Annotated in this window: 20 protein-coding genes and 2 riboswitches; of the genes, 8 read left to right on the top strand and 12 right to left on the bottom strand. The window is 73.1% G+C overall.

Features of this window, described 5'->3' with window-relative positions:
* Positions 1-15: 15 nt before the first annotated feature.
* The 5 genes from ACZYRU_RS11695 to ACZYRU_RS11675 form a co-directional block, all read right to left on the bottom strand.
* On the bottom strand, positions 16-912 hold the full coding sequence (locus ACZYRU_RS11695) for a polysaccharide deacetylase family protein (protein ID WP_488957269.1): 897 nt from the start codon (positions 910-912) through the stop codon (positions 16-18).
* Positions 913-943: 31 nt separating this feature from the next.
* A complete protein-coding gene (locus tag ACZYRU_RS11690) occupies positions 944-1,723 on the bottom strand; it encodes an SDR family NAD(P)-dependent oxidoreductase (protein ID WP_488957268.1) in 780 nt (259 codons plus the stop codon).
* The gene (locus ACZYRU_RS11685; RefSeq protein ID WP_488957267.1) at positions 1,723-2,421 is read right to left on the bottom strand and encodes an SDR family NAD(P)-dependent oxidoreductase; all 699 of its coding nucleotides are present in this window, start codon (positions 2,419-2,421) and stop codon (positions 1,723-1,725) included. Before ACZYRU_RS11685 ends, ACZYRU_RS11690 begins: the two co-directional genes overlap by 1 nt.
* On the bottom strand, positions 2,418-3,869 hold the full coding sequence (locus ACZYRU_RS11680) for an APC family permease (RefSeq protein ID WP_488957266.1): 1,452 nt from the start codon (positions 3,867-3,869) through the stop codon (positions 2,418-2,420). The genes ACZYRU_RS11685 and ACZYRU_RS11680 overlap by 4 nt, the downstream gene beginning before the upstream one ends.
* 145 nt (positions 3,870-4,014) lie before the next feature.
* On the bottom strand, positions 4,015-4,545 hold the full coding sequence (locus tag ACZYRU_RS11675) for a glycine cleavage system transcriptional repressor (protein ID WP_488957265.1): 531 nt from the start codon (positions 4,543-4,545) through the stop codon (positions 4,015-4,017).
* A gap of 89 nt (positions 4,546-4,634) precedes the next feature.
* Between ACZYRU_RS11675 and ACZYRU_RS11670 the strand changes: the two genes are divergently transcribed.
* Both ACZYRU_RS11670 and ACZYRU_RS11665 read left to right on the top strand, forming a co-directional pair.
* Complete coding sequence (locus tag ACZYRU_RS11670; protein ID WP_488957264.1) at positions 4,635-5,432, top strand: DEAD/DEAH box helicase family protein; 798 nt, start codon at positions 4,635-4,637, stop codon at positions 5,430-5,432.
* 178 nt (positions 5,433-5,610) lie between these two features.
* Positions 5,611-5,841 (top strand): hypothetical protein, encoded by a 231-nt coding sequence (locus ACZYRU_RS11665; protein WP_488957263.1) that lies wholly within the window; start codon positions 5,611-5,613, stop codon positions 5,839-5,841.
* Between the two features lie 72 nt (positions 5,842-5,913).
* On the opposite strand, the gene cspE is transcribed toward ACZYRU_RS11665, so the two are convergent.
* The gene (gene cspE, locus ACZYRU_RS11660; RefSeq protein WP_218234288.1) at positions 5,914-6,117 is read right to left on the bottom strand and encodes a transcription antiterminator/RNA stability regulator CspE; all 204 of its coding nucleotides are present in this window, start codon (positions 6,115-6,117) and stop codon (positions 5,914-5,916) included.
* A 219-nt stretch (positions 6,118-6,336) separates the two neighbouring features.
* Positions 6,337-6,401: riboswitch (guanidine-III (ykkC-III) riboswitch) on the top strand.
* Positions 6,402-6,414: 13 nt separating this feature from the next.
* Here cspE and ACZYRU_RS11655 point away from each other — a divergent pair.
* Positions 6,415-6,729: a DMT family transporter gene (locus ACZYRU_RS11655; protein WP_488957262.1), complete on the top strand. Its 315-nt coding sequence runs from the start codon at positions 6,415-6,417 to the stop codon at positions 6,727-6,729.
* Here ACZYRU_RS11655 and ACZYRU_RS11650 read toward each other — a convergent pair.
* Positions 6,713-7,237, bottom strand: a complete 525-nt coding sequence (locus ACZYRU_RS11650) for a 2'-5' RNA ligase family protein (RefSeq protein ID WP_488957261.1) — start codon at positions 7,235-7,237, stop codon at positions 6,713-6,715. The two genes, ACZYRU_RS11655 and ACZYRU_RS11650, sit on opposite strands and share 17 nt — an antisense overlap.
* Positions 7,238-7,335: 98 nt before the next feature.
* On the opposite strand from ACZYRU_RS11650, the gene cobT reads away from it, so the two are divergent.
* The 3 genes from cobT to ACZYRU_RS11635 are packed head-to-tail and all read left to right on the top strand — an operon-like array spanning position 7,336 to position 9,996.
* Complete coding sequence (gene cobT, locus ACZYRU_RS11645; RefSeq protein WP_488957260.1) at positions 7,336-8,379, top strand: nicotinate-nucleotide--dimethylbenzimidazole phosphoribosyltransferase; 1,044 nt, start codon at positions 7,336-7,338, stop codon at positions 8,377-8,379.
* Positions 8,376-9,143 (top strand): adenosylcobinamide-GDP ribazoletransferase, encoded by a 768-nt coding sequence (locus ACZYRU_RS11640; protein WP_488957259.1) that lies wholly within the window; start codon positions 8,376-8,378, stop codon positions 9,141-9,143. The genes cobT and ACZYRU_RS11640 overlap by 4 nt, the downstream gene beginning before the upstream one ends.
* Complete coding sequence (locus tag ACZYRU_RS11635) at positions 9,136-9,996, top strand: hypothetical protein (protein WP_488957258.1); 861 nt, start codon at positions 9,136-9,138, stop codon at positions 9,994-9,996. The genes ACZYRU_RS11640 and ACZYRU_RS11635 overlap by 8 nt, the downstream gene beginning before the upstream one ends.
* A gap of 3 nt (positions 9,997-9,999) precedes the next feature.
* Here the strand turns inward: ACZYRU_RS11635 and cobU are convergent, their stop codons facing one another.
* Positions 10,000-10,533 carry a bifunctional adenosylcobinamide kinase/adenosylcobinamide-phosphate guanylyltransferase gene (gene cobU / locus ACZYRU_RS11630; RefSeq protein WP_488957257.1) on the bottom strand — a complete coding sequence of 178 codons (534 nt, stop codon included), beginning with the start codon at positions 10,531-10,533 and terminating at the stop codon, positions 10,000-10,002.
* 8 nt (positions 10,534-10,541) lie between these two features.
* Positions 10,542-11,975, bottom strand: a complete 1,434-nt coding sequence (locus ACZYRU_RS11625; RefSeq protein ID WP_488957256.1) for an RNB domain-containing ribonuclease — start codon at positions 11,973-11,975, stop codon at positions 10,542-10,544.
* 24 nt (positions 11,976-11,999) lie between these two features.
* On the opposite strand from ACZYRU_RS11625, the gene yaaA reads away from it, so the two are divergent.
* Together yaaA and ACZYRU_RS11615 are read left to right on the top strand one after the other, a co-directional pair.
* Positions 12,000-12,779 (top strand): peroxide stress protein YaaA, encoded by a 780-nt coding sequence (yaaA, locus tag ACZYRU_RS11620; protein ID WP_488957255.1) that lies wholly within the window; start codon positions 12,000-12,002, stop codon positions 12,777-12,779.
* 133 nt (positions 12,780-12,912) lie between these two features.
* Positions 12,913-13,956 carry a hypothetical protein gene (locus tag ACZYRU_RS11615; RefSeq protein ID WP_488957254.1) on the top strand — a complete coding sequence of 348 codons (1,044 nt, stop codon included), beginning with the start codon at positions 12,913-12,915 and terminating at the stop codon, positions 13,954-13,956.
* 39 nt (positions 13,957-13,995) lie between these two features.
* Here ACZYRU_RS11615 and ACZYRU_RS11610 read toward each other — a convergent pair whose 3' ends face one another.
* The 3 genes from ACZYRU_RS11610 to ACZYRU_RS11600 are packed head-to-tail and all read right to left on the bottom strand — an operon-like array spanning position 13,996 to position 17,023.
* Positions 13,996-15,165, bottom strand: a complete 1,170-nt coding sequence (locus ACZYRU_RS11610; RefSeq protein WP_488957253.1) for a bifunctional RNase H/acid phosphatase — start codon at positions 15,163-15,165, stop codon at positions 13,996-13,998.
* Positions 15,162-15,905, bottom strand: coding sequence for a zinc ribbon domain-containing protein (locus tag ACZYRU_RS11605; protein ID WP_488957252.1), 744 nt, complete (start codon positions 15,903-15,905; stop codon positions 15,162-15,164). The genes ACZYRU_RS11610 and ACZYRU_RS11605 overlap by 4 nt, the downstream gene beginning before the upstream one ends.
* A complete protein-coding gene (locus ACZYRU_RS11600) occupies positions 15,902-17,023 on the bottom strand; it encodes a Nif3-like dinuclear metal center hexameric protein (protein WP_488957251.1) in 1,122 nt (373 codons plus the stop codon). The genes ACZYRU_RS11605 and ACZYRU_RS11600 overlap by 4 nt, the downstream gene beginning before the upstream one ends.
* 33 nt (positions 17,024-17,056) lie before the next feature.
* Positions 17,057-17,225, top strand: a riboswitch (cobalamin riboswitch).
* Positions 17,226-17,290 lie beyond the last annotated feature (65 nt).

Genomic DNA, 17,290 nt, shown 5'->3' with positions numbered 1-17,290 from the left:
CGAGGATAGGGCTCGTCAGGCCCCCGGGATCTCCGGCTGGGGGAAGACCCGCGGGGTGAGGTCCAGGCTGCGCACGTGCTGGGCGATCTCACCGCAGGTCGTGACCCACAACTCCGGCATCGCCGCCATCGTCTCCAGCAGCGACTCCAGCGCCCGGATCCGGCCGAGCCGGCCGCTGAGGAACGGGTGGACGGTCAGCGTGAAGCAGGACTCGTAGCGGTAGGCCTCGGTCAGCTCGCCCGTCCACATCGACAGCGCCTTGGCCGGGTCCTCGATCACGCCGGGGCCGAAGACCTCCGGCACGAACGCGAACTGCTCCCAGTCGTCGAGCGCCCACGACACCGGGATCTCCACGAGCGAGCGGGCGCCCTCCCCCGGTCGCTCGGCGAGCTCGTAGGGCAGGTCGGAGTCCATCAGGCTGGAGTCGTAGAGGAAGCCGCGGTCGAGCAGGATCTCGGCGGTGGAGTACGACGTCTCCCACAGCGGTGCGCGGTAGCCGACGGGACGCACGCCGAGCACCTTCTCCAGCGACTCGAGCCCGCGGTCGATGACGGCCGCCTCCTCGTCGTACGACAGGCCGGCCATGGCCTCGTGCAGGTAGCCGTGGTGGGCGATCTCGTGCCCGGCGTCGCGGATCCGGCGGAGCAGGTCCGGGTAGCGCTCGACGGTGTAGCCGGGCGCGAAGAAGGTGGCCTTGAGGTCGAACCGGTCGAGCAGGTCCAGCACCCGCGGGACGCCGGTCAGGGCGCCGTACGCCTGGTGGCTCATCACCGACAGCCGGTCGCGGGTGCCGGGGTCGATGGTGAGCGCGACGTCCTCGGAGTCGAGGTCGAAGCCGAGGTTGGCGGCGGCGCGGAAGCCGGCCGGCCAGGCGATCGGTCCGGCGGGGAGGGTGGCGTCACCCGAGGTCATGGGAGTCCCTTCGTTGCGTGGTGCGAGTGGGTCAGGCGCGGGCGCGGGTGCTGCCGCCGTTGGCGGACAGGGTCTGGCCGACGAAGGCCGTCAGGCCGGGCCGCGCGAGGAGCGCGACGGTGGCGGCGATCTCCTCGGGTCGGCCGATCCGGCCGGCGGGGATCGCCTTGCCGTACTCGACGTGCATCTCCTCCAGCGTGAGGCCGGCGTCGTCGGCGTCGACCTGCAGCTGCGGGGTGTCGATGATGCCGGGGGCGACCGCGTTGACGGTGATGTTCTCGGGCGCGAGCTCGCGACCGAGCGACTTGGTCAACGCGATCAGACCGGCCTTGGAGGAGGCGTACGCCGTCGCGTTCGGCCAGCCGACGACACCCCACTCGGAGGTGATGATCACGATGTTGCCGCGGCCCTTGCTGCGCATCCCGGGCAGCACCGACTGCACGCAGCGGTAGGTGCCGGACAGGTTGGTGTCGATGTTGCGCCACCAGTCGTCGAGCGGCTGGTCGAGGAGCGGGCTCATCGACATGTACGCCGCGTTGCAGACCAGCACGTCGACCGGGCCGTGCTCCTGCTCGACCTTCGCGAACGCCGTACGCACGGAGGTGGCGTCGGCCATGTCGGCCACCACCGGGAAGCCGCCGGTGAGCTCGACGACCTCGCGCATCTGGTCGGTGTCGGCGCGGCCGTTGACGCCCACCGTCGCGCCCTCGGCGGCCAGGCGCAGCGCGATCGCGCGGCCGATGCCCTGGGTGGCGCCCGTGACGACCGCGACGCGGCCCTCCTGGTGGCGCGGGGGCTGGAAGTCGCTCATCAGATCACTGCTCCCATGTTGGGCGAGATGACTTCGCCGAAGCAGAAGCCACCCTCGTCGACGAGGAACTGCACGGCCTGCGCGATGTCCTCGGGCTGGCCGAGGGCGCGGGCGGGCAGGGAGGCGAGGTACTCCGGCGTGCGCTGCGGCGCCGGCAGCAGCGGGGTGTCGGTCGGGCCGGGGGCGACCGCGTTGATCCGGACGCCGTGCCCGGCGACCTCGGCGCCGAGGCTGCGGACGAAGCCGAGGATCGCGCCCTTGGCGGCGGAGTAGTGCGCCTCGCTCTCGGTGCCGGCGATGCCGAGCTCGGAGGAGATCGCGACGATCGCGCCCTCGCCGCGCTCGATCATGCCGGGCAGCACCTCGCGGACCGGGTTGAGCAGGCCGCCGATGTGGACGCGCATCATCCGCGCCCACCGGTCCTCGCCGATCTCGGAGAACGGCACCAGCTCGTAGTGGCCGGCGGCCGTGACGAGGGCACCGATCGGCCCGACCTCGGCCTGTACCCGGGCCAGGCCCGCCTTGACGGCGTGCGGGTCCGACACGTCGCAGACCACCGTGTGCTCGAGGTGGTCGGCTCGGCGCATGTCCATGCCGCACACGGTCCAGCCGGTCTCCTCCAGCGCGCGGCACACGGCCGCGCCGATGCCGGAGGCGGCGCCGGTGACGACGGCGACGCGTGCGTCCCGCCCGGTCACGACCGCTCCCCCACGGGCTCGCTGATCTTGTCGCGCCGGCTCGCGTAGACCGCGACGCCGACGATGCCGAGCGCTACCAAGCTGATCACCATGCTCCAGTTGATGTACCAGGGCTGACCGGGCTGCGTGCGCGGCCAGAGGACGTTGACGATCTCGAGTGCGAGCCAGACTGCGGCGGCGTACGTGACGATCCCACCCCAGCGGCCCAGGGAGAAGGTGCCCGGCTCCCAGCGGCCGTTGAGCCGGAGCAGTGCGGCGGCGAAGACCGGCACGGCGAAGGCGATGTAGGGGCCGAGGACCGAGAAGTTCACCAGCACGTTGTAGAGGTCGGAGCCCGCGAGGAGCAGGAAGAGCGCGGACACGACAGCGGTCAGGCCGATCGCGCGGATCGGCATCCGCTCCGGGCCGGCGAGCCGCGACAGCGCCTTCGCGCCGGGCAGGGCACCGTCGCGGGCCATGCCGTAGACCGCCCGCGAGACCGCGGACTGGACGGCGAGGAACGCCGAGACGAAGCCGATCACGAACATGACGAGCAGCGGCTTGGCGATCGAGGCGCCGAGCTGGGTGGTCAGCGTCGCCGAGACCGGGTCGCCGGTCTGCGCGGTGAGGACGGCGGGCAGGTCCGGGATCGCGAGGATGACGGCGACGGCCGAGAACATCACGATCGTGCCGACGAGCAGCAGGCCGAACACGATCGCCTTCGGCACGTTGCGCTCCGGCTCCTCGACCTCCTCGGCGATCGACCCGGCCGACTCGAAGCCGAGGAACGCCCAGCCGACGAAGGCGGTCGCGACGAGCATCGTGCTCAGCGTGCCGCCGTCGGCGTGCGGGAGGCCGTCGAAGAGCGTGGAGACCGGGTTGACCCGGTGGAAGGCCAGCAGCACGATGCCGAGCACGACCGAGCCGACGATCTCGCACATGATGCTGGCGATGATCATCACCTTGAGCACCTGGCGGCCGACCATGTTGGCCGCGGTGCCGAGACCGATGATGGCCATCGACACGGCCATCAGCTGCAGCCGGCTCGGCTCGACGACGTCGAACGCCTCGAGGAGGAAGCCGGCGGCGGCGTACGCCATCGTCGACAGGGTCAGGGTCAGGCCCCAGATGTAGGCCCATGCGGCGGTCCAGCCCCACGCCGTGCCGCGGGCGTGGCGGGCCCACTGGTAGACGCTGCCGGCGTACGGCCAGCGCGAGGCGAGCTCACCGAAGACCAGCGCCACCAGCATCTGGCCGCCCAGCACGAGCGGGAACGCCCAGAAGAAGCGCGGGCCGGCGGCGAACAGGCCGAGCGCGAAGATCGCGTACAGCGCGACGATCGGCGAGATGTCCGCGAAGGCCAGGGACAGCGCCGAGCGGAACCCGAACCCACGGTTGAGCACGTCGTGCGATGCAGCGTGCTCTCCTGCGGGAGCGGCGACGGGGCGTTGCGAGGTCTCTGGTCCCACGATGTCCTCCTCCGCGGCGCCCGCGGCGGGCACCAGGTGGCGCCATCATGGCGACGGAGGTCACACCGGGGCAGCCTCGACGAGGTAACAGATCGCACGCGGCCATTCATACGTTCGCACAAACGGCCCTGGTGCTCAGGGACGGTCAGACCGGGACGTCCGCGGTCTCCGACAGGGTGATCTCGACCATCAGCTCGTCGGCGATGGCCTCGAGGGTGGCGCGCAGGTCCTCGACCCGGGTCCCCTGCGGTGCCTCCAGCAGGGCGCGCACCTCGAACAGGTGGCCACCGGCCATCGGCGCCTCGCGTACGTCGGTGGCCAGGTCGCGGATGCTCACCCGCTCGCGCGCCAGCGCCGCGGAGATCTCGGCGACGATGCCGGGACGGTCGTCGCCCAGCAGGGCCAGGTCGACCAGCAGGGCCGGCTCCCCGGACGGGGCGTCGGTGCGGGCGAGGGTGACCTGCAGACCGACACCCTCCAGCCCGGCCAGGTCACCGACGAGCTCGTCGGCCCGCGCGTCGGGGACGTCCAGCAGCAGGATCCCGGCGAACTTGCCGGCCAACCGTGCCATCTGGCTGCGGTTCCAGCTGGCGCCGTGGGCGTGGAGGTGGGCCGAGAGGTCCGAGACGAGTCCGGGGCGGTCGTCGCCGATGCAGGTGAGCGTGAAGGTGGCCATGGGTCAGGCTAGGCCGTGAGGAGTGCCTTGCGGCACCCCCTCGGAACGTAGGCTCTGAACCCACACCGTCAGCAGCCGGAGGAGGCGTCGTGTCGCCGAGTGGTCGTTCCCGCACGGTCGTGCGCAAGCCCGGGATGGCGGCACTGAGCGCCACGGTCGCCACCGGCGTGCTCGGCGCCCTGGCCGCCGCGCCCGAGCGGGTCAACCGCGCGCTGCGTCGCCGCTACCCGACCGTCGCGGTGACGGGCATGACCGGGGTCGGCAAGACCCAGCTCGCCGACCGGCTCTCCCGCCGCAGCCCGGCCGGCGGCGCGGCGGAGGTGGGCTCGGCGGTGATGGAGCGTCGTACCCGTCGCTCGCGGCGCCTCCACGGATTCCGGTTCCTCGTGGTGCCCGGCGACAACGCCGCGACCCGGCTCGGCGCCCTGGACGAGGTGTTCCACGACGAGCCGGTCGACGGCGTGATCCACGTCGTGGCCAACGGCTACGCGACACCCCGCCGCGCCGGCGGTACGACGGGCCCCGCCATCGCCTCGCGCGAGGACCAGCTGGCCGCCGAGCTCGAGGACTGGACGATCACCGCCCACCGGATCGCGTCGATGGCCGTGCGCCGGGACAAGCCGGTGTGGCTGGTCATCGCCGTCACCAAGGCGGACCTGTTCGCCGACGACCTCGACGAGGTCGTCAGGTACTACTCCCCCGGCAGCGGCTCACCGTTCGGCGCCAAGGTCGACGAGCTGCGGGCGCTGGCCGGCGGTGCCCGGCTGTCGGTCGACGTACTGCCGGTCTCGAGTCTCGGCGACGGCGACGGGCTGACCACGAAGCAGGCCGATGCCCTGGTGGACGCGCTCGCCACCCGTCTGGCGCAGCTCAGCGGTCACGTCTGAGCCGCGGTCCGACCGGCTCAGCGGCAGGGTGCGCCCTCGCAGCACGGCCGGATGTAGCCGCAGCCGTCACACCGCTCGTGGGAGGTCTCCCACCGCATCAGGGTGCCGCAGTTGGGACAGGGTTCGGTCAGATCGGCCACGCACGAGGGTAGGCCAGCGGCGGCCTAGGCTGCGGGACGTGGCGGAGGTGGCGGAGGCTGAGGAGCGCGAGGCGTACGACGTCTACGCCTTCGACGTGTTCACCAGCCGCCACGACGACGTGAAGGCCGGGCGGGTGGCGCAGGTGCGCAGCCGGGTGCTCGTGTCGCGCGCGGAGTTCCCGCGGTTCGCCGATGCCTACGAGGTCGCGGCCAACCTGGCGACCGCGGTGCACGGCGGGATGCCGACGGCGGTCCTGCCGCGCTGGTGACGCGCCAGCAGACGGACGAGGCCCCCGGCACCGAAGTGCCGGGGGCCTCGCGAAGCGTTCAGACGGGGTACGTCAGATCGCGCGGACGTTCTCCGCCTGCGGGCCCTTCGGGCCCTGGGTGACGTCGAACTCGACCTGCTGGTTCTCGTCGAGCGACTTGTAGCCGTTGCCCTGGATGGCCGAGAAGTGGACGAAGACGTCCGGGGTGCCGTCGGCCGGGGCGATGAAGCCGAAGCCCTTCTCGCTGTTGAACCACTTGACGGTGCCCTGAGCCATGATTTTCTCCTTGGTTTCGTGTTCCGACCCGGCGAATTGCTGGGCCGTTGGTGCTGAAGACATCCCTTGCCTGATGCCCAGCTGAACCGAAGACCAAGAGCGACAAGATGTTCTGCCCCCACCGAGAGAGCAGGAGCGCTCCTTGCGGAGCACTCTTCAACGACCACCAGCGTAGCAGTGTGGGGGCGGCGGATGTCGATCGGCGCGCATACAATCGGCATACAGCCGGTGACCGGTTGCCGGACGAGGGAGCCGTACCCGGAGCGCGACAAGACGGCCGCGAAGGATGTGGCTGTCGTGGCGTGGTTGGTGCTGGTGCTCTCCGGGGTCCTCGAAGCAGCGTGGGCGACGGCCCTGTCGCGGTCCGAGGGGTTCAGCAGGCTGGTTCCGTCGGCGGTCTTCTTCGTGACCCTGACCGCCAGCATGGCCGGCCTGGCATGGGCGATGCGCACCCTGCCGGTCGGGACGGCGTACGCCGTGTGGGTGGGGATCGGCGCCGCGCTGACGGTGGTGATCGCGATGGTCAGCGGCGAGGAGCCGGTGAGCACGGTGCGGGTCCTGCTGCTGCTCGGGCTGCTCGGGTGCGTGATCGGGCTCAAGCTGGCGCACTGAGCGGCCAGCTCGCGAGGACGCGGCAGTCGCGCTCGGCGTACCGGTGCAGCTCGAGGCGCTCGGCCCGGGCCCGCACCGGGAGGAGTCCCGCGAGGTCGCCGGTGACCGAGTCCACCGACACGTCGGGGCCGAGACGTTCCAGCGTGAGGTGCGGTACGACGTCCGCGAACTCTCCCGCGTAGGGCGGGCAGTCCGGGAACGCGCGCCACAGCCGGTCGGTCAGCGACGCGAAGGGCGCGACCGGCGACGGCATGGCATGGACGATGCCGTCGGGGAAGGCGGTGACCTCGTCGAGCACGAAGTCGAACGCGGGCGTCGTGCGGGCGATAGCGGCGACCTGCGCGAGATCGGCCTCGTCCGGCTCGGGCCGGAACGGCGCCAGGGCGGTGACGTGGGCGTGGGTGAACGCCGGGTCCGGTGAGACCCAGGCGGCGTCGTAGTGCTCCCACCGGCCGCGGACGTAACCCTCCAGCGCGGGCACCGGGACGACGAGCACGGTGTGGGCCACGTCCGGACCCTAGGGCACGCCGCGACCGTGCCGCTGGTGATGCTCTTCACCTGAGCGGGCCGCTGCCGGAGGGCCGGGCGGCGGTAGCGTTCGGCACCATGAGCGCTCTCGCCGCACCCGACCCTGACGTCCGCTCCGCCGCTGCCGAGCGTCTCGCCGGCCTGGCGACCCCGGCCGGCGCGCTGGGCCGCCTGGGCGACCTCGGCGTGTGGCTGGCCGCGGCGCAGGGCGTCGTACCGCCGCAGCCGCTCGACAACGTGCGGCTGGTGATCTTCGCCGGCGACCACGGAGTCGCGCAGCACGGCGTCTCCGCCTATCCGCCGGCCATCACGCCGGCGATGGTGCGCACCTTCGTGATGGGCAAGGCCGGTGTCTCGGCGCTCGCGTCCGCGCACGGCGTGCACGTCCGGGTGCTCGACCTCGGCGTCGACGACGACCTCGAGGGGGTCCCGGCCGAGGTCCGGGCGCACAAGGTACGACGCAGCAGCGGCGCCATCCACGTCGAGGACGCGCTCTCCGCCGACGAGGCCGCGCAGGCCTTCGCGGCCGGTCGCACCGTCGCGCGCGAGGAGATCGCCGCCGGGGCCCAGCTGCTGCTGTCCGGCGACATGGGCATCGGCAACACCACCCCCGCCGCCGCGATGGTCGCGGCAGCCCTCGGTCTCCCCGCCGTCGAGGTCACCGGCCGCGGCACCGGCGTCGACGACGCCGCCCTCACCCACAAGCAGGTCGTCGTCCAGCAGGCCCTCGACCGCGCCGGCGACCGGATCGCCGACCCGATGGACGCACTGACCGCGCTGAGCAGCGCCGACCTGGTCGCGACCGTCGGGTACCTCGTGGAGGCGGCCGAGAGCGGCGTACCCGTCCTGCTGGACGGCCTGATGTCCGTCGCCTGCGCCCTGTACGCCGACCGGGTCGCGCCCGGCGCCGCCGCCTGGTTCGCCGCCGGCCACCGCTCGACCGAGCCCGCGCAGACCCTCGCGCTGGAGAAGCTCGGGCTGGAGCCGGTCCTCGACCTCGGGCTGCGGCTGGGCGAGGGCTCGGGCGCGGTGGCCGCCGTACCCGTGCTCCGCTCGGCGGTCGCGCTGCTGCGCGACGTCGCGCTGCTCGCCGACCTGATGCCGCCCGCCGAGGACGCATGACCGTCGCCGTCGTCGGCCGCAGCCTGCGGCTGTCGATCGGGATGCTGACAGCGCTGCGGGTCCCCGCGGTGCTGAAGGTCTCCCCCGGCGTCGCGACCGGCGCGCTGCTGCTCGCCCCGCTCGCCGTGCTGCCGCTGGGTGCAGTGGTCGGGCTGGTCGTGTGGGCGGGTGGCCGCCTCGACCTGCCCGCGCTGGCCGTCGCCTTCACCGCGCTCGCGGCCCTCGCTGTCGGCAGTCGCGCGCTCCACCTCGACGGGCTCTCCGACGTCGCGGACGGGCTCACGTCGTCGTACGACCGGGAGCGGTCGCTGGCCGTCATGAAGAGCGGTACGGCGGGCCCGGCCGGCGTCGCCGCGCTGGTGCTCGTGCTCGGGGCGCAGGCCGCTGCGCTGACGGCCTTCGTGTCGTACGGCGGTGAGGTGCGCTCGGCCGTCGTGGCCGGCGCCGCGGTGTGCGCCTCGCGCGCCGCGCTCTGGATCACCGCCTGCACCCTGGCCCCGCCCGCCCGGCCGGACGGGCTGGGCGTGACCTTCACCCGGCAGGTGCCGCTGCTGGTCGCCGTCGTCGGCTGGGCCGGGCTCGCCGCCCTGGCCGCGCTGGTCGACCCGGTCCGTGGGCCGGTGACCGTGGGCGCGGCTGCCCTGGTCGTCGCGGTGCTGACGACCCACGCCGTGCGTCGGTTCGGCGGGGTGACCGGCGACGTCTTCGGCGCCGGGATCGAGCTCGCCCTCGCGGTGCTCCTGATAGGACTGGCGGGTGCCTGACCCCCTGCCCGCCCGCACCCCGACCAACACCGAGCGGCTCTCCGTGGTCCGCGCCCTCGCCGAGGCCCGCACCCGCAGCGAGATCACGCGGGACGACCAGCTCGAGCGCACCGACATGGCGGTGCGGGTCGCGAGCCTGGCCGAGCTGGCCGCCCTCGTCGAGGACCTGACCGAACCGCCGCCGCTGCCCGAGCCCGGGCCCGACCCGACCCGGCGGAGGCTGCTCCTCGGTGCCGTCGGCCTGGTCGCGGCCGGGGTCGCGGGCGCCGTGGCCCTCACCGGCCGCGACGACGCGCCGCCCGCAGCCGAGGCGATCGAGGCCACGTCAACACCCCCTGCGGCGCCCTCCCCCACCAGGTCCGCGACACCCACGCCGACGCCGGCGGCAACCGACATCGACCTCCACTCGGTCGCAGGGCTGCAGGTGCTGCTCGCGGAGTACCACGCGACCCACGGCACCTGGAAGGCCTACGACCTCTCGGTCACCGACCGGCAGCGGGCCAGCGCCGACGCCGCCCTCCTGCCGATCGCCAAGCGCCGCCTGCAGTGGTGGACCTGGAATCCCGACGAGCGCTGGACCACGGTCTTCGACCCGTCGCGGGTGACGAGCAGGGACCAACGCGTCCTCGACCTGCGCGAGGTCGACCTCGCCGCTGTCGTCGCCAACCTCGCGAAGGCTCGGCGCGCCTCCCGCGTCGAGGACCCCGACAGCCTGATGTTCTCCTTCACCCACGACCGCGTGCTCGGCGCCGTGGTGGAGTTCAACGTCAGCAACGCCTACGACGAAGTCGGGACGATGACGACGGACCTGTCCGGCCGGGTGCTGGAACGCCGGCCGTTCGTCCGCTCGTAGCGCTCACAGCCGCAGGACCCGACCCGCGATCACGAGGTGCACCTCGTCGCACGCCTCCGCCACCCGCTGGTTGATCGTGCCGAGCAGATCGCGGAAGACCCGTGCCGACCGGTGCTCGGGTACGACGCCGAGGCCGACCTCGTTCGTCACGAGCACGACCTGCTCGCCGGTCGCGGTGAGGGCGATCATCAGCGCGTCGAGGTGCCCGAGAACGTGCTCCTCGACCTTCTCGACCGGCGCCTCCCACACCCCGGCGTCGTCGATGACACCGGTGAGCCAGGTGCCCAGGCAGTCGACCAGGACCGGTTCGCCAGCGGTCGCAAGCACACCGGCCACGTCGCGGGTCTCCTCGGTCGACCAGGTGTCGGGACGCCTGGACCGGTGGGCGGCGATCCGGGCGGCCCAGTCGGCGTCGTCGTACACGGGGCCGGCAGCGACGTAGGTGACGCTCGGGGCGGCCGCGAGCAGGGACTCGGCGTGGCGGGACTTTCCGGACCTCACGCCACCGGTGACCAGGACCTTCACGGCAGGGCTCACGGCTGGGCTCACGGCAGCGTGAAGGCGACCTTGCGGGCCGCGAGGTCGGCGGTGGCGAGCGTGACGGTGACGTCCTCGCCCAGCGGCAGCGGCGTGGCGGAGGTGACCGGGGCCTCGACCCCGACCTCGGCGAGCACGACGACGCCGGAGGTCGCCTCGTCGTCACGGACGCTGGTGACGACACCGGCGAATTGCTGGCCGACCCGGTCGGCGAGCACCGCGGCCTCGATCAGGTCGAGGACCGCCCGCTCGTAGGAGCCGGCCCGGCGGGCGGAGTCCTGCAGGATCTTCGGCAGGCCGGGCAGAGCCGCGGCCACCCAGTCGGGGACGGGCGTGCCGGCGCAGATCGCGAGACAGACCTCGCCGGCGTACCGGTCGCCGAGGCGGCGCAGCGGCGCGGTGACGTGGGCGTACTCGGCGGCGATCGCGGAGTGGCGGGTCTGCTCCGGCAGCTCGCCGTCGAAGGCGGCGTACCCACTGCCGCGCAGCAGCCGCGTGCACGCGACGACCATCGCCTGGTGCTGGGAGACCAACGGGTCGAGCGAGCGCACGAACGCCGGGTAGTCCATGTCCTTGGGCCACGTGATCCGCAGGCCCTTGGCGACCCGGCGCAGCCGGGCGACGTCGCGCGGGTCGGCCGGCGGCAGGGTCCGCAGCATCCCGACCTGCGCGCCGACCATCAGCGACGCGGCGCCCATGCCGGTCAGCAGCGAGATCTGCGCGTTCCACTGCTCGACGGGCAGCTGCTCGCGGAACACCAGTCGGAACCCGCCGTCGGCATCGTCGACCTCCTGCTCGGGCAGCGGCAGCGAGATGCCGCCGCGCGCGACCTCCTGCTGCTCGCGCAGCGTCCCGACCTCGCGGAGCAGCTCGAGCACCTCGCCGGCGGTGCCGGCGTCGAGCGCCTTCTGGGCGTCGACGTACGACCACCGGGCGGTCGAGCGCACCCGGGCCCGCTCCACGCGTACGTCGGCCTGCGCACCCGCCGCGTCGAGCCGGATCGTCCACAGCAGCGCCGGCCGGACCTCGTCGGGCAGCAGCGACGCCGCGCCCTCCGACAGGGCGGGCGGGTGCAGCGGGATCCGCGTGCCGGCGCCGTACAGCGTCTCGCCGCGCTTGTTGGCCTCCACGTCGACCGGGTCGCCGGGCGTCACGAAGGCGGCGACGTCGGCGATCGCGTAGTGGACGACGAAGCCGTCGCCGTCACGCGCGATGTGCACCGCCTGGTCGAGGTCCATCGAGCCGGCGGGGTCGATGGTGATGAACGGCAGCTCCGTGCGGTCCAGCTCGGGCAGCACGACGTCGGCCGCGGCCAGCTCGGCGGCCGCGGTCACCTCGGCGGGGAACTCGCCGGGGAGGTCGAGCTCCTTCGCGATCGCGGCCAGACCCGCCTGGATCTCGGGGGAGCTCGCCCTGACCCGGACCACGAGATTGCTCGGCATGTCGGTGACCTTATCGTTGCGCCCGTGCTGATCCTGTTGCCGCCGAGCGAGGGCAAGGCGGTCCCCCGGCGGGGCCAGCCGCTCGACCTCCCCTCGCTGTCCTCCCCCGCGCTGACCGACGCGCGCCGCGGGGTGCTCGACGCCCTGGTCACGCTGTGCCGCGAGGATCCGGCCAAGGCGGCCGAGGTGCTCGGCCTGTCGGCAGGCCAGGCCGACCTCGTCGAGCGCAACGCGGGACTGCCGGACGCGCCCACGGCACGGGCGGACCGGATCTACACCGGTGTCCTGTACGACGCCCTCGACGTCGCGTCGCTCTCCGCCGGAGCGAAGCGGCGGGCGACCTCGCGGCTGGCGGTCGCGTCGAGCCTGTTCGGCATGGTGCGGCTCGGGGACCGGATCCCGTCGTACCGGCTCTCCGGCGACGCGTCCCTGCCCGGCCTCGGTCCGGTGGCCGCGGTGTGGCGCGAGGCGCTGCCGGCGGTGATGACCGAGGCGCTGGGCCGCGGGCTGCTGGTGGACCTGCGCTCGGGGATGTACGCGAACTTCTGGAAGCCCGGCCCCGACCTCGCCAAGCGCGTGGCGACCGTGCGCGTGCTCCACGAGCACAACGGCACCCGCAAGGTGGTCAGCCACTTCAACAAGGCCACCAAGGGCCGGATCGTCCGGGCGCTGCTCGAGGACGGCGCCGACCCGCGCAGCCCGGCCGCCTTCGCCGACGCGCTGCGGGACCTGGGCTGGACCGTCGAGGTGGGCGCTCCCGGCAAGACGGGCACCCAGCTCGACGTGGTCGTCAGCGAGCTCTGAGGGGCCGGGTTTCCCGTCGTACCGGACGAAATGGTCGTGAAATCGCCTGATCCACGACCATTTCGTCCGGTACGACGGGACCCCTGTGGATGAGCGATCCCACCCGTCGGAGGTTCGGCGGATCCTCTGAGCCATGGATCTGCACCTGAGCCGCCCCGGCCTGGTCCTGCCGTCGCGAACAGACCCGAGTGGGCGGACCGGCCCCACCCGTGGCCAGGCTCGCGGCCCGTCCTGGACCAGGGTGGCGCCTGCGCTGTACCGGCCTGTCGGCACCGCTGACACCACCGCGCAGCGGATCGTCGACGCCGTCGCCGGCCTGCCGGAGGGAGGCGCGGCCACCGGGTGGGCTGCGCTGCACTGGCTCGGCGCGCGCTGGTTCGACGGACTCGCCGCCGACGGCACCCGGTTGCCGGTGCCGGTTGCCGTCGGAGACCGTCACGCCCTGCGCCGACGAGACGGCATCGTGGTCTCCGAGGACTGGCTGTACGAGCGCGACGTGACCGTGGTCGACGGCCTGCCGATCACGATCCCGGTGCGCTCGGTCAGCTACGAGGCGCGGGTGGCCGATGGCGAGATCGACGCCCTCCGCGCCATCGAGATGGCTGCGTACGACGACCTCGTCAGCATCGCCGAGCTCCGGACCTATGCCGCCAGCCTGGTGAGCAGGCCCGGCAAGGTGCAGCTCGAGGCCGCGTTGGACGTCGCCGACGAGAACGCCTGGTCACCGATGGAGGTCGTGATGCGACGGTTCTGGCAGCGGCAGCGTGGCCGTCCGCTGCTGTGCAACCGACCGGTCTTCGACCTGGTCGGCAACCACCTGTTCACGCCCGACCTGCTCGACCTCGAGGCCGGCGTCGCCGGTGAGTACGACGGACACGTGCACGACACCGGCCCCCGGCGCAGCAGGGACCTGGACCGTGACGAGCTCAGCCGTCGTCTCGGCATCGAGGTCGTGACCATGATGGCGGGGCGCGGCGAGGAACGGCGGTTCCTCCAGCGGCTCGACGGTGCCTACGACCGGGCCGGTCGCCGTACCCCGTCCCGGGCGTGGACCGTCGAGCAGCCCTGGTGGTGGGTGGACACCTCGACCGTGGCACGTCGACGTGCCCTCGGCCCGGCCGACCGTGAACGCTGGCTCGGTCGTCGTACCGGACAAAACGGTCGTGATATCGCATGATTCGCGACCATTTCGTCCGGTACGACGGGAGAAGGCGTCCTACCAGCGGCCGGTGTCGCGCAACGTACGACGACCGGGCGCGAGCGCGTTGAAGAACCGCATCGAGCCCTTCTGCTCGCCGGTGCGCGGGTCGGCGTAGAACGCCAGGACCGACACGGCGGCGGGCGCGAGCTCCATCCGGAACAGCGTCTCCAGCGGGGCGTCGAGGGCGTGCGCGACGAGGGTCTTGATCGGCGTGACGTGGCTGACCAGGACGACGGTCCGGCCGGCGTGGGTCTCGAGCAGGCGGGCCAGTCCGGCCAGGACACGCTCCTGGACGGTCACGAACGACTCACCACCAGGCGGCGGAGAGGACATGTCGGCGAACCAGGCGTCGAGGCGCTCCCGGTCCCGCTCGGCGACCTCGGTGAAGCTGAGCCCGTCCCACTCGCCGAACTCCATCTCGGCGAATGCCGGCTCCTCCTCGACCGCGAGGCCGAGGGCGGCGGCGACGATGTCGGCGGTCTCCCGGGTACGACGCACCGGCGAGGCCACCACGACGTCGACGCTGTCCTTGAGCTCGGTGAGCCACGCGGCGACCTCGGCGGCCTGGGCGCGGCCCTCCTCCGAGAGCGGCGGGTTGTCGCCGCCGAGCCCACCCGAGAAGCGACGCCCGGTGGTGTGCGGGGTGACGCCGTGACGCACCAGCACGATCGTGGTCGCCCGGCCGGGACCGAAGGACGGCGACTCGGCCTCCTCGATCGCGGACTCCGGCTCGTCGGCCACGCCGTCACCGGGGACGCTGACGCCCGAGCGCTTGCCGTCGAGCGCCTCGTTGGCGAGCCGGTCGGCGTGGGAGTTCTGGGCGCGCGGCACCCAGGTGTACGTCGTACCGGCGGGCGCGAGGTCACGCGCCTCGGCCGCGAGCACCGCCATGTCGGGGTGCTTGATCTTCCACCGCCCCGACATCTGCTCGACGACGAGCTTGGAGTCCATCCGCACCTCGACGACGGCACCGGGTGCGTGCGCGACGGCGAGCGCGAGCCCGGCGACCAGGCCGGAGTACTCCGCGACGTTGTTGGTGGCCCGCCCGATGGTGCGGGCGTCCTCGGCGATCACGGCGCCGGTGGCCGCGTCGCGCAGCACGGCGCCGTACGCCGCCGGCCCGGGGTTGCCGCGCGAGCCGCCGTCGGCCTCGACGACGACCCTCTCGACGACCCGAGAGGTCACAGGCCGCTCTCGGAGGTGCGGACCAGGATTCGCTGGCACTCCTCGTGGCGCAGCACGGTCTCGGCGGGCGAGGCGCGGATCTCGGCGATCTCGCCGGCGTCGAGGGTGAGCTGGCAGCCGCTGCACTGGCGGGCGCGCAGCGCGCCGACGCCGACACCGCCCTTGCTGGCGCGCAGCTTCTCGTAGAGCGCGAGCAGGTCCTCGGGGATCGTGGCGACGATGGCGTCACGGCCGCCGGCGACCGAGGCGATCTCGGCGTCGAGCCCGGCGACCTTCTCGTCGCGCGCGGTGGTCAGGGTGCCGAGCCTGCCGTCGAGGTCCTCGATGGCGGAGGTGAGCTCGGCGAGGGCGGACTGCGCCTCCTCGAGCTGCTCCATCACCTCGAGCTCCTCGTCCTCGAGCGTCGAGATCCGGCGCTCCAGCGACTCGAGCTCGTGCTGCATCCGCTCGAGCGCCTTGGGGTCGGCGATGGCGCCGGAGTCCATCCGGTCGCGGTCGCGAGTACGACGGGCCTTGACCTGCTCCACGTCGGCGTCGGCCTTCGCCTGCGCGACCGCGAGGTCGTCGACGACGATGCGCTGGTCGCGCAGCCGGCCGTCGACGTCGACCCGCTTTCCGAGCAGGTCCTTGATCTCCGCGGCCTCGGCCGGGTTGTTGCGCTGGTGGCGCAGCTGGTCGACCTGGGAGTCGAGGGCCTGCAGGTCGAGCAGGCGGAGCTGGGCGGCGGGATCGGCGTTCACAGGTGCATTGTCCAAGGATCGGTGGAGATCGCACTCACCCGGGTCTCGACCGCGTCGCCGAGCGCCTCGCGGAGCAGCTGGTCGACCACCGGGAGCCAGGTCCACTCGGCGGCCCAGTGGGCCACGTCGACCAGTGCTGGACCGCCCTTCTCGAGGAACTCCGCGGCCGGGTGGTGGCGCAGGTCGCTGGTCACGTAGACGTCGGCGTCGGAGGTCGCGAGCCGGTCGAGCAGGAAGTCTCCCGCGCCCCCGCAGACCGCGACCCGCCTGACCGGGCGCTGGGGGTCGCCGGCCACCCGCACGCCGTGCTCGGTCGGCGGCAGCGCCGCGGCCACCACCTCGGCGAAGCCGGCCAGCGTGGTCGGCTCGACGCTGCCGATCCGGCCGGTCCCGACGTCCACCAGCTGCGGGTCGGCGACCTCGACGACGTCGTACGCCGGCTCCTCGTAGGGATGCGCCGTCAGCATCGCGCGGACGACGGCGGCGCGGCGCGCCCGCGGCAGGACGACCTCGATCCTGACCTCCTCGACGGTCTCCAGTTCGCCGACGGTGCCGATCATCGGCGTCGCGCCGTCCAGCGGGCGGAACCGGCCCTCGCCCGGCGCACTGGTGAACGAGGCGAAGTCGTAGTCGCCGATCTGGCCGGCGCCGGCCTCGGCGACGGCGGCCCGGACGGGTGCGGCGGCGTCGGCCGGGACGCAGACGGTGAGCTTGTCGAGCGGCTCGCTCGGCGCCGGGATGATCGGGAGCAGGTCCTTGAGCCCGAGCGCGACCGCGAACGCCTCGGACACGCCGCCGACGGCCTGGTCGGCGTTGGTGTGGGCGGTGAGCAGTGCGCAGTCGGCCTTCGCCAGCGTGTGCAGGGTCCGGCCCTTCGGCGTGGTCGCCGCGACGCCGTGGACGCCCTTGAGGAAGAGCGGGTGGTGGACGAGCAGCAGGTCGGCCTTCCACTCGGCCGCCTCCGCGGCGACCTCCGGGGTGGGGTCGACGGCCAGCAGGATCCTCTTCACGGGCTGCTCGGGGTCGCCGTACACGAGGCCGACGGCGTCCCAGCTGTCGGCGGTCGCAGGCGGGTACCAGCCGTGGACCAGGTCGACGACGTCCTTGAGGGAAGGCATGGCGGTCAGGCTAGTGGTCCCGAGGCCCGGGCTTGCTATGGTGCGGGGGCCAGCGAAGGGAACCCGGTGCGAGTCCGGGACTGACGCGCAGCGGTGTGGGTGACGGCCGGAGCACGATGTCACTGGACCTCCAGGGGTCTGGGAAGACGCTCCGAGCCGGGAGATCCCGAGTCCGAAGACCTGCTGGCCCTTGCGGCCACCCGTCGCGAGGTCGATGAGGGGCGATCGCGAGGAGCCCCGGCCTCGAAGGACCACCATGGCGCAGAC

The organism is Nocardioides sp. F233 (genome assembly GCF_057813895.1).
The sequence above is the reverse complement of the archived record's forward strand: the minus strand, read 5'-3'. Positions and strand labels throughout refer to the sequence as shown.

Bases quoted from the DNA above. Each gene is read 5' to 3' on its own strand.
- ACZYRU_RS11695 (WP_488957269.1), bottom strand. From the start codon at position 912: ATGACCTCGGGTGACGCCACCCTCCCCGCCGGACCGATCGCCTGGCCG.
- ACZYRU_RS11690 (WP_488957268.1), bottom strand. From the start codon at position 1,723: ATGAGCGACTTCCAGCCCCCGCGCCACCAGGAGGGCCGCGTCGCGGTC.
- ACZYRU_RS11675 (WP_488957265.1), bottom strand. From the start codon at position 4,545: ATGGCCACCTTCACGCTCACCTGCATCGGCGACGACCGCCCCGGACTC.
- cspE (WP_218234288.1), bottom strand. From the start codon at position 6,117: ATGGCTCAGGGCACCGTCAAGTGGTTCAACAGCGAGAAGGGCTTCGGC.
- cobT (WP_488957260.1), top strand. From the start codon at position 7,336: ATGAGCGCTCTCGCCGCACCCGACCCTGACGTCCGCTCCGCCGCTGCC.
- ACZYRU_RS11640 (WP_488957259.1), top strand. From the start codon at position 8,376: ATGACCGTCGCCGTCGTCGGCCGCAGCCTGCGGCTGTCGATCGGGATG.
- ACZYRU_RS11625 (WP_488957256.1), bottom strand. From the start codon at position 11,975: ATGCCGAGCAATCTCGTGGTCCGGGTCAGGGCGAGCTCCCCCGAGATC.
- ACZYRU_RS11615 (WP_488957254.1), top strand. From the start codon at position 12,913: ATGGATCTGCACCTGAGCCGCCCCGGCCTGGTCCTGCCGTCGCGAACA.
- ACZYRU_RS11600 (WP_488957251.1), bottom strand. From the start codon at position 17,023: ATGCCTTCCCTCAAGGACGTCGTCGACCTGGTCCACGGCTGGTACCCG.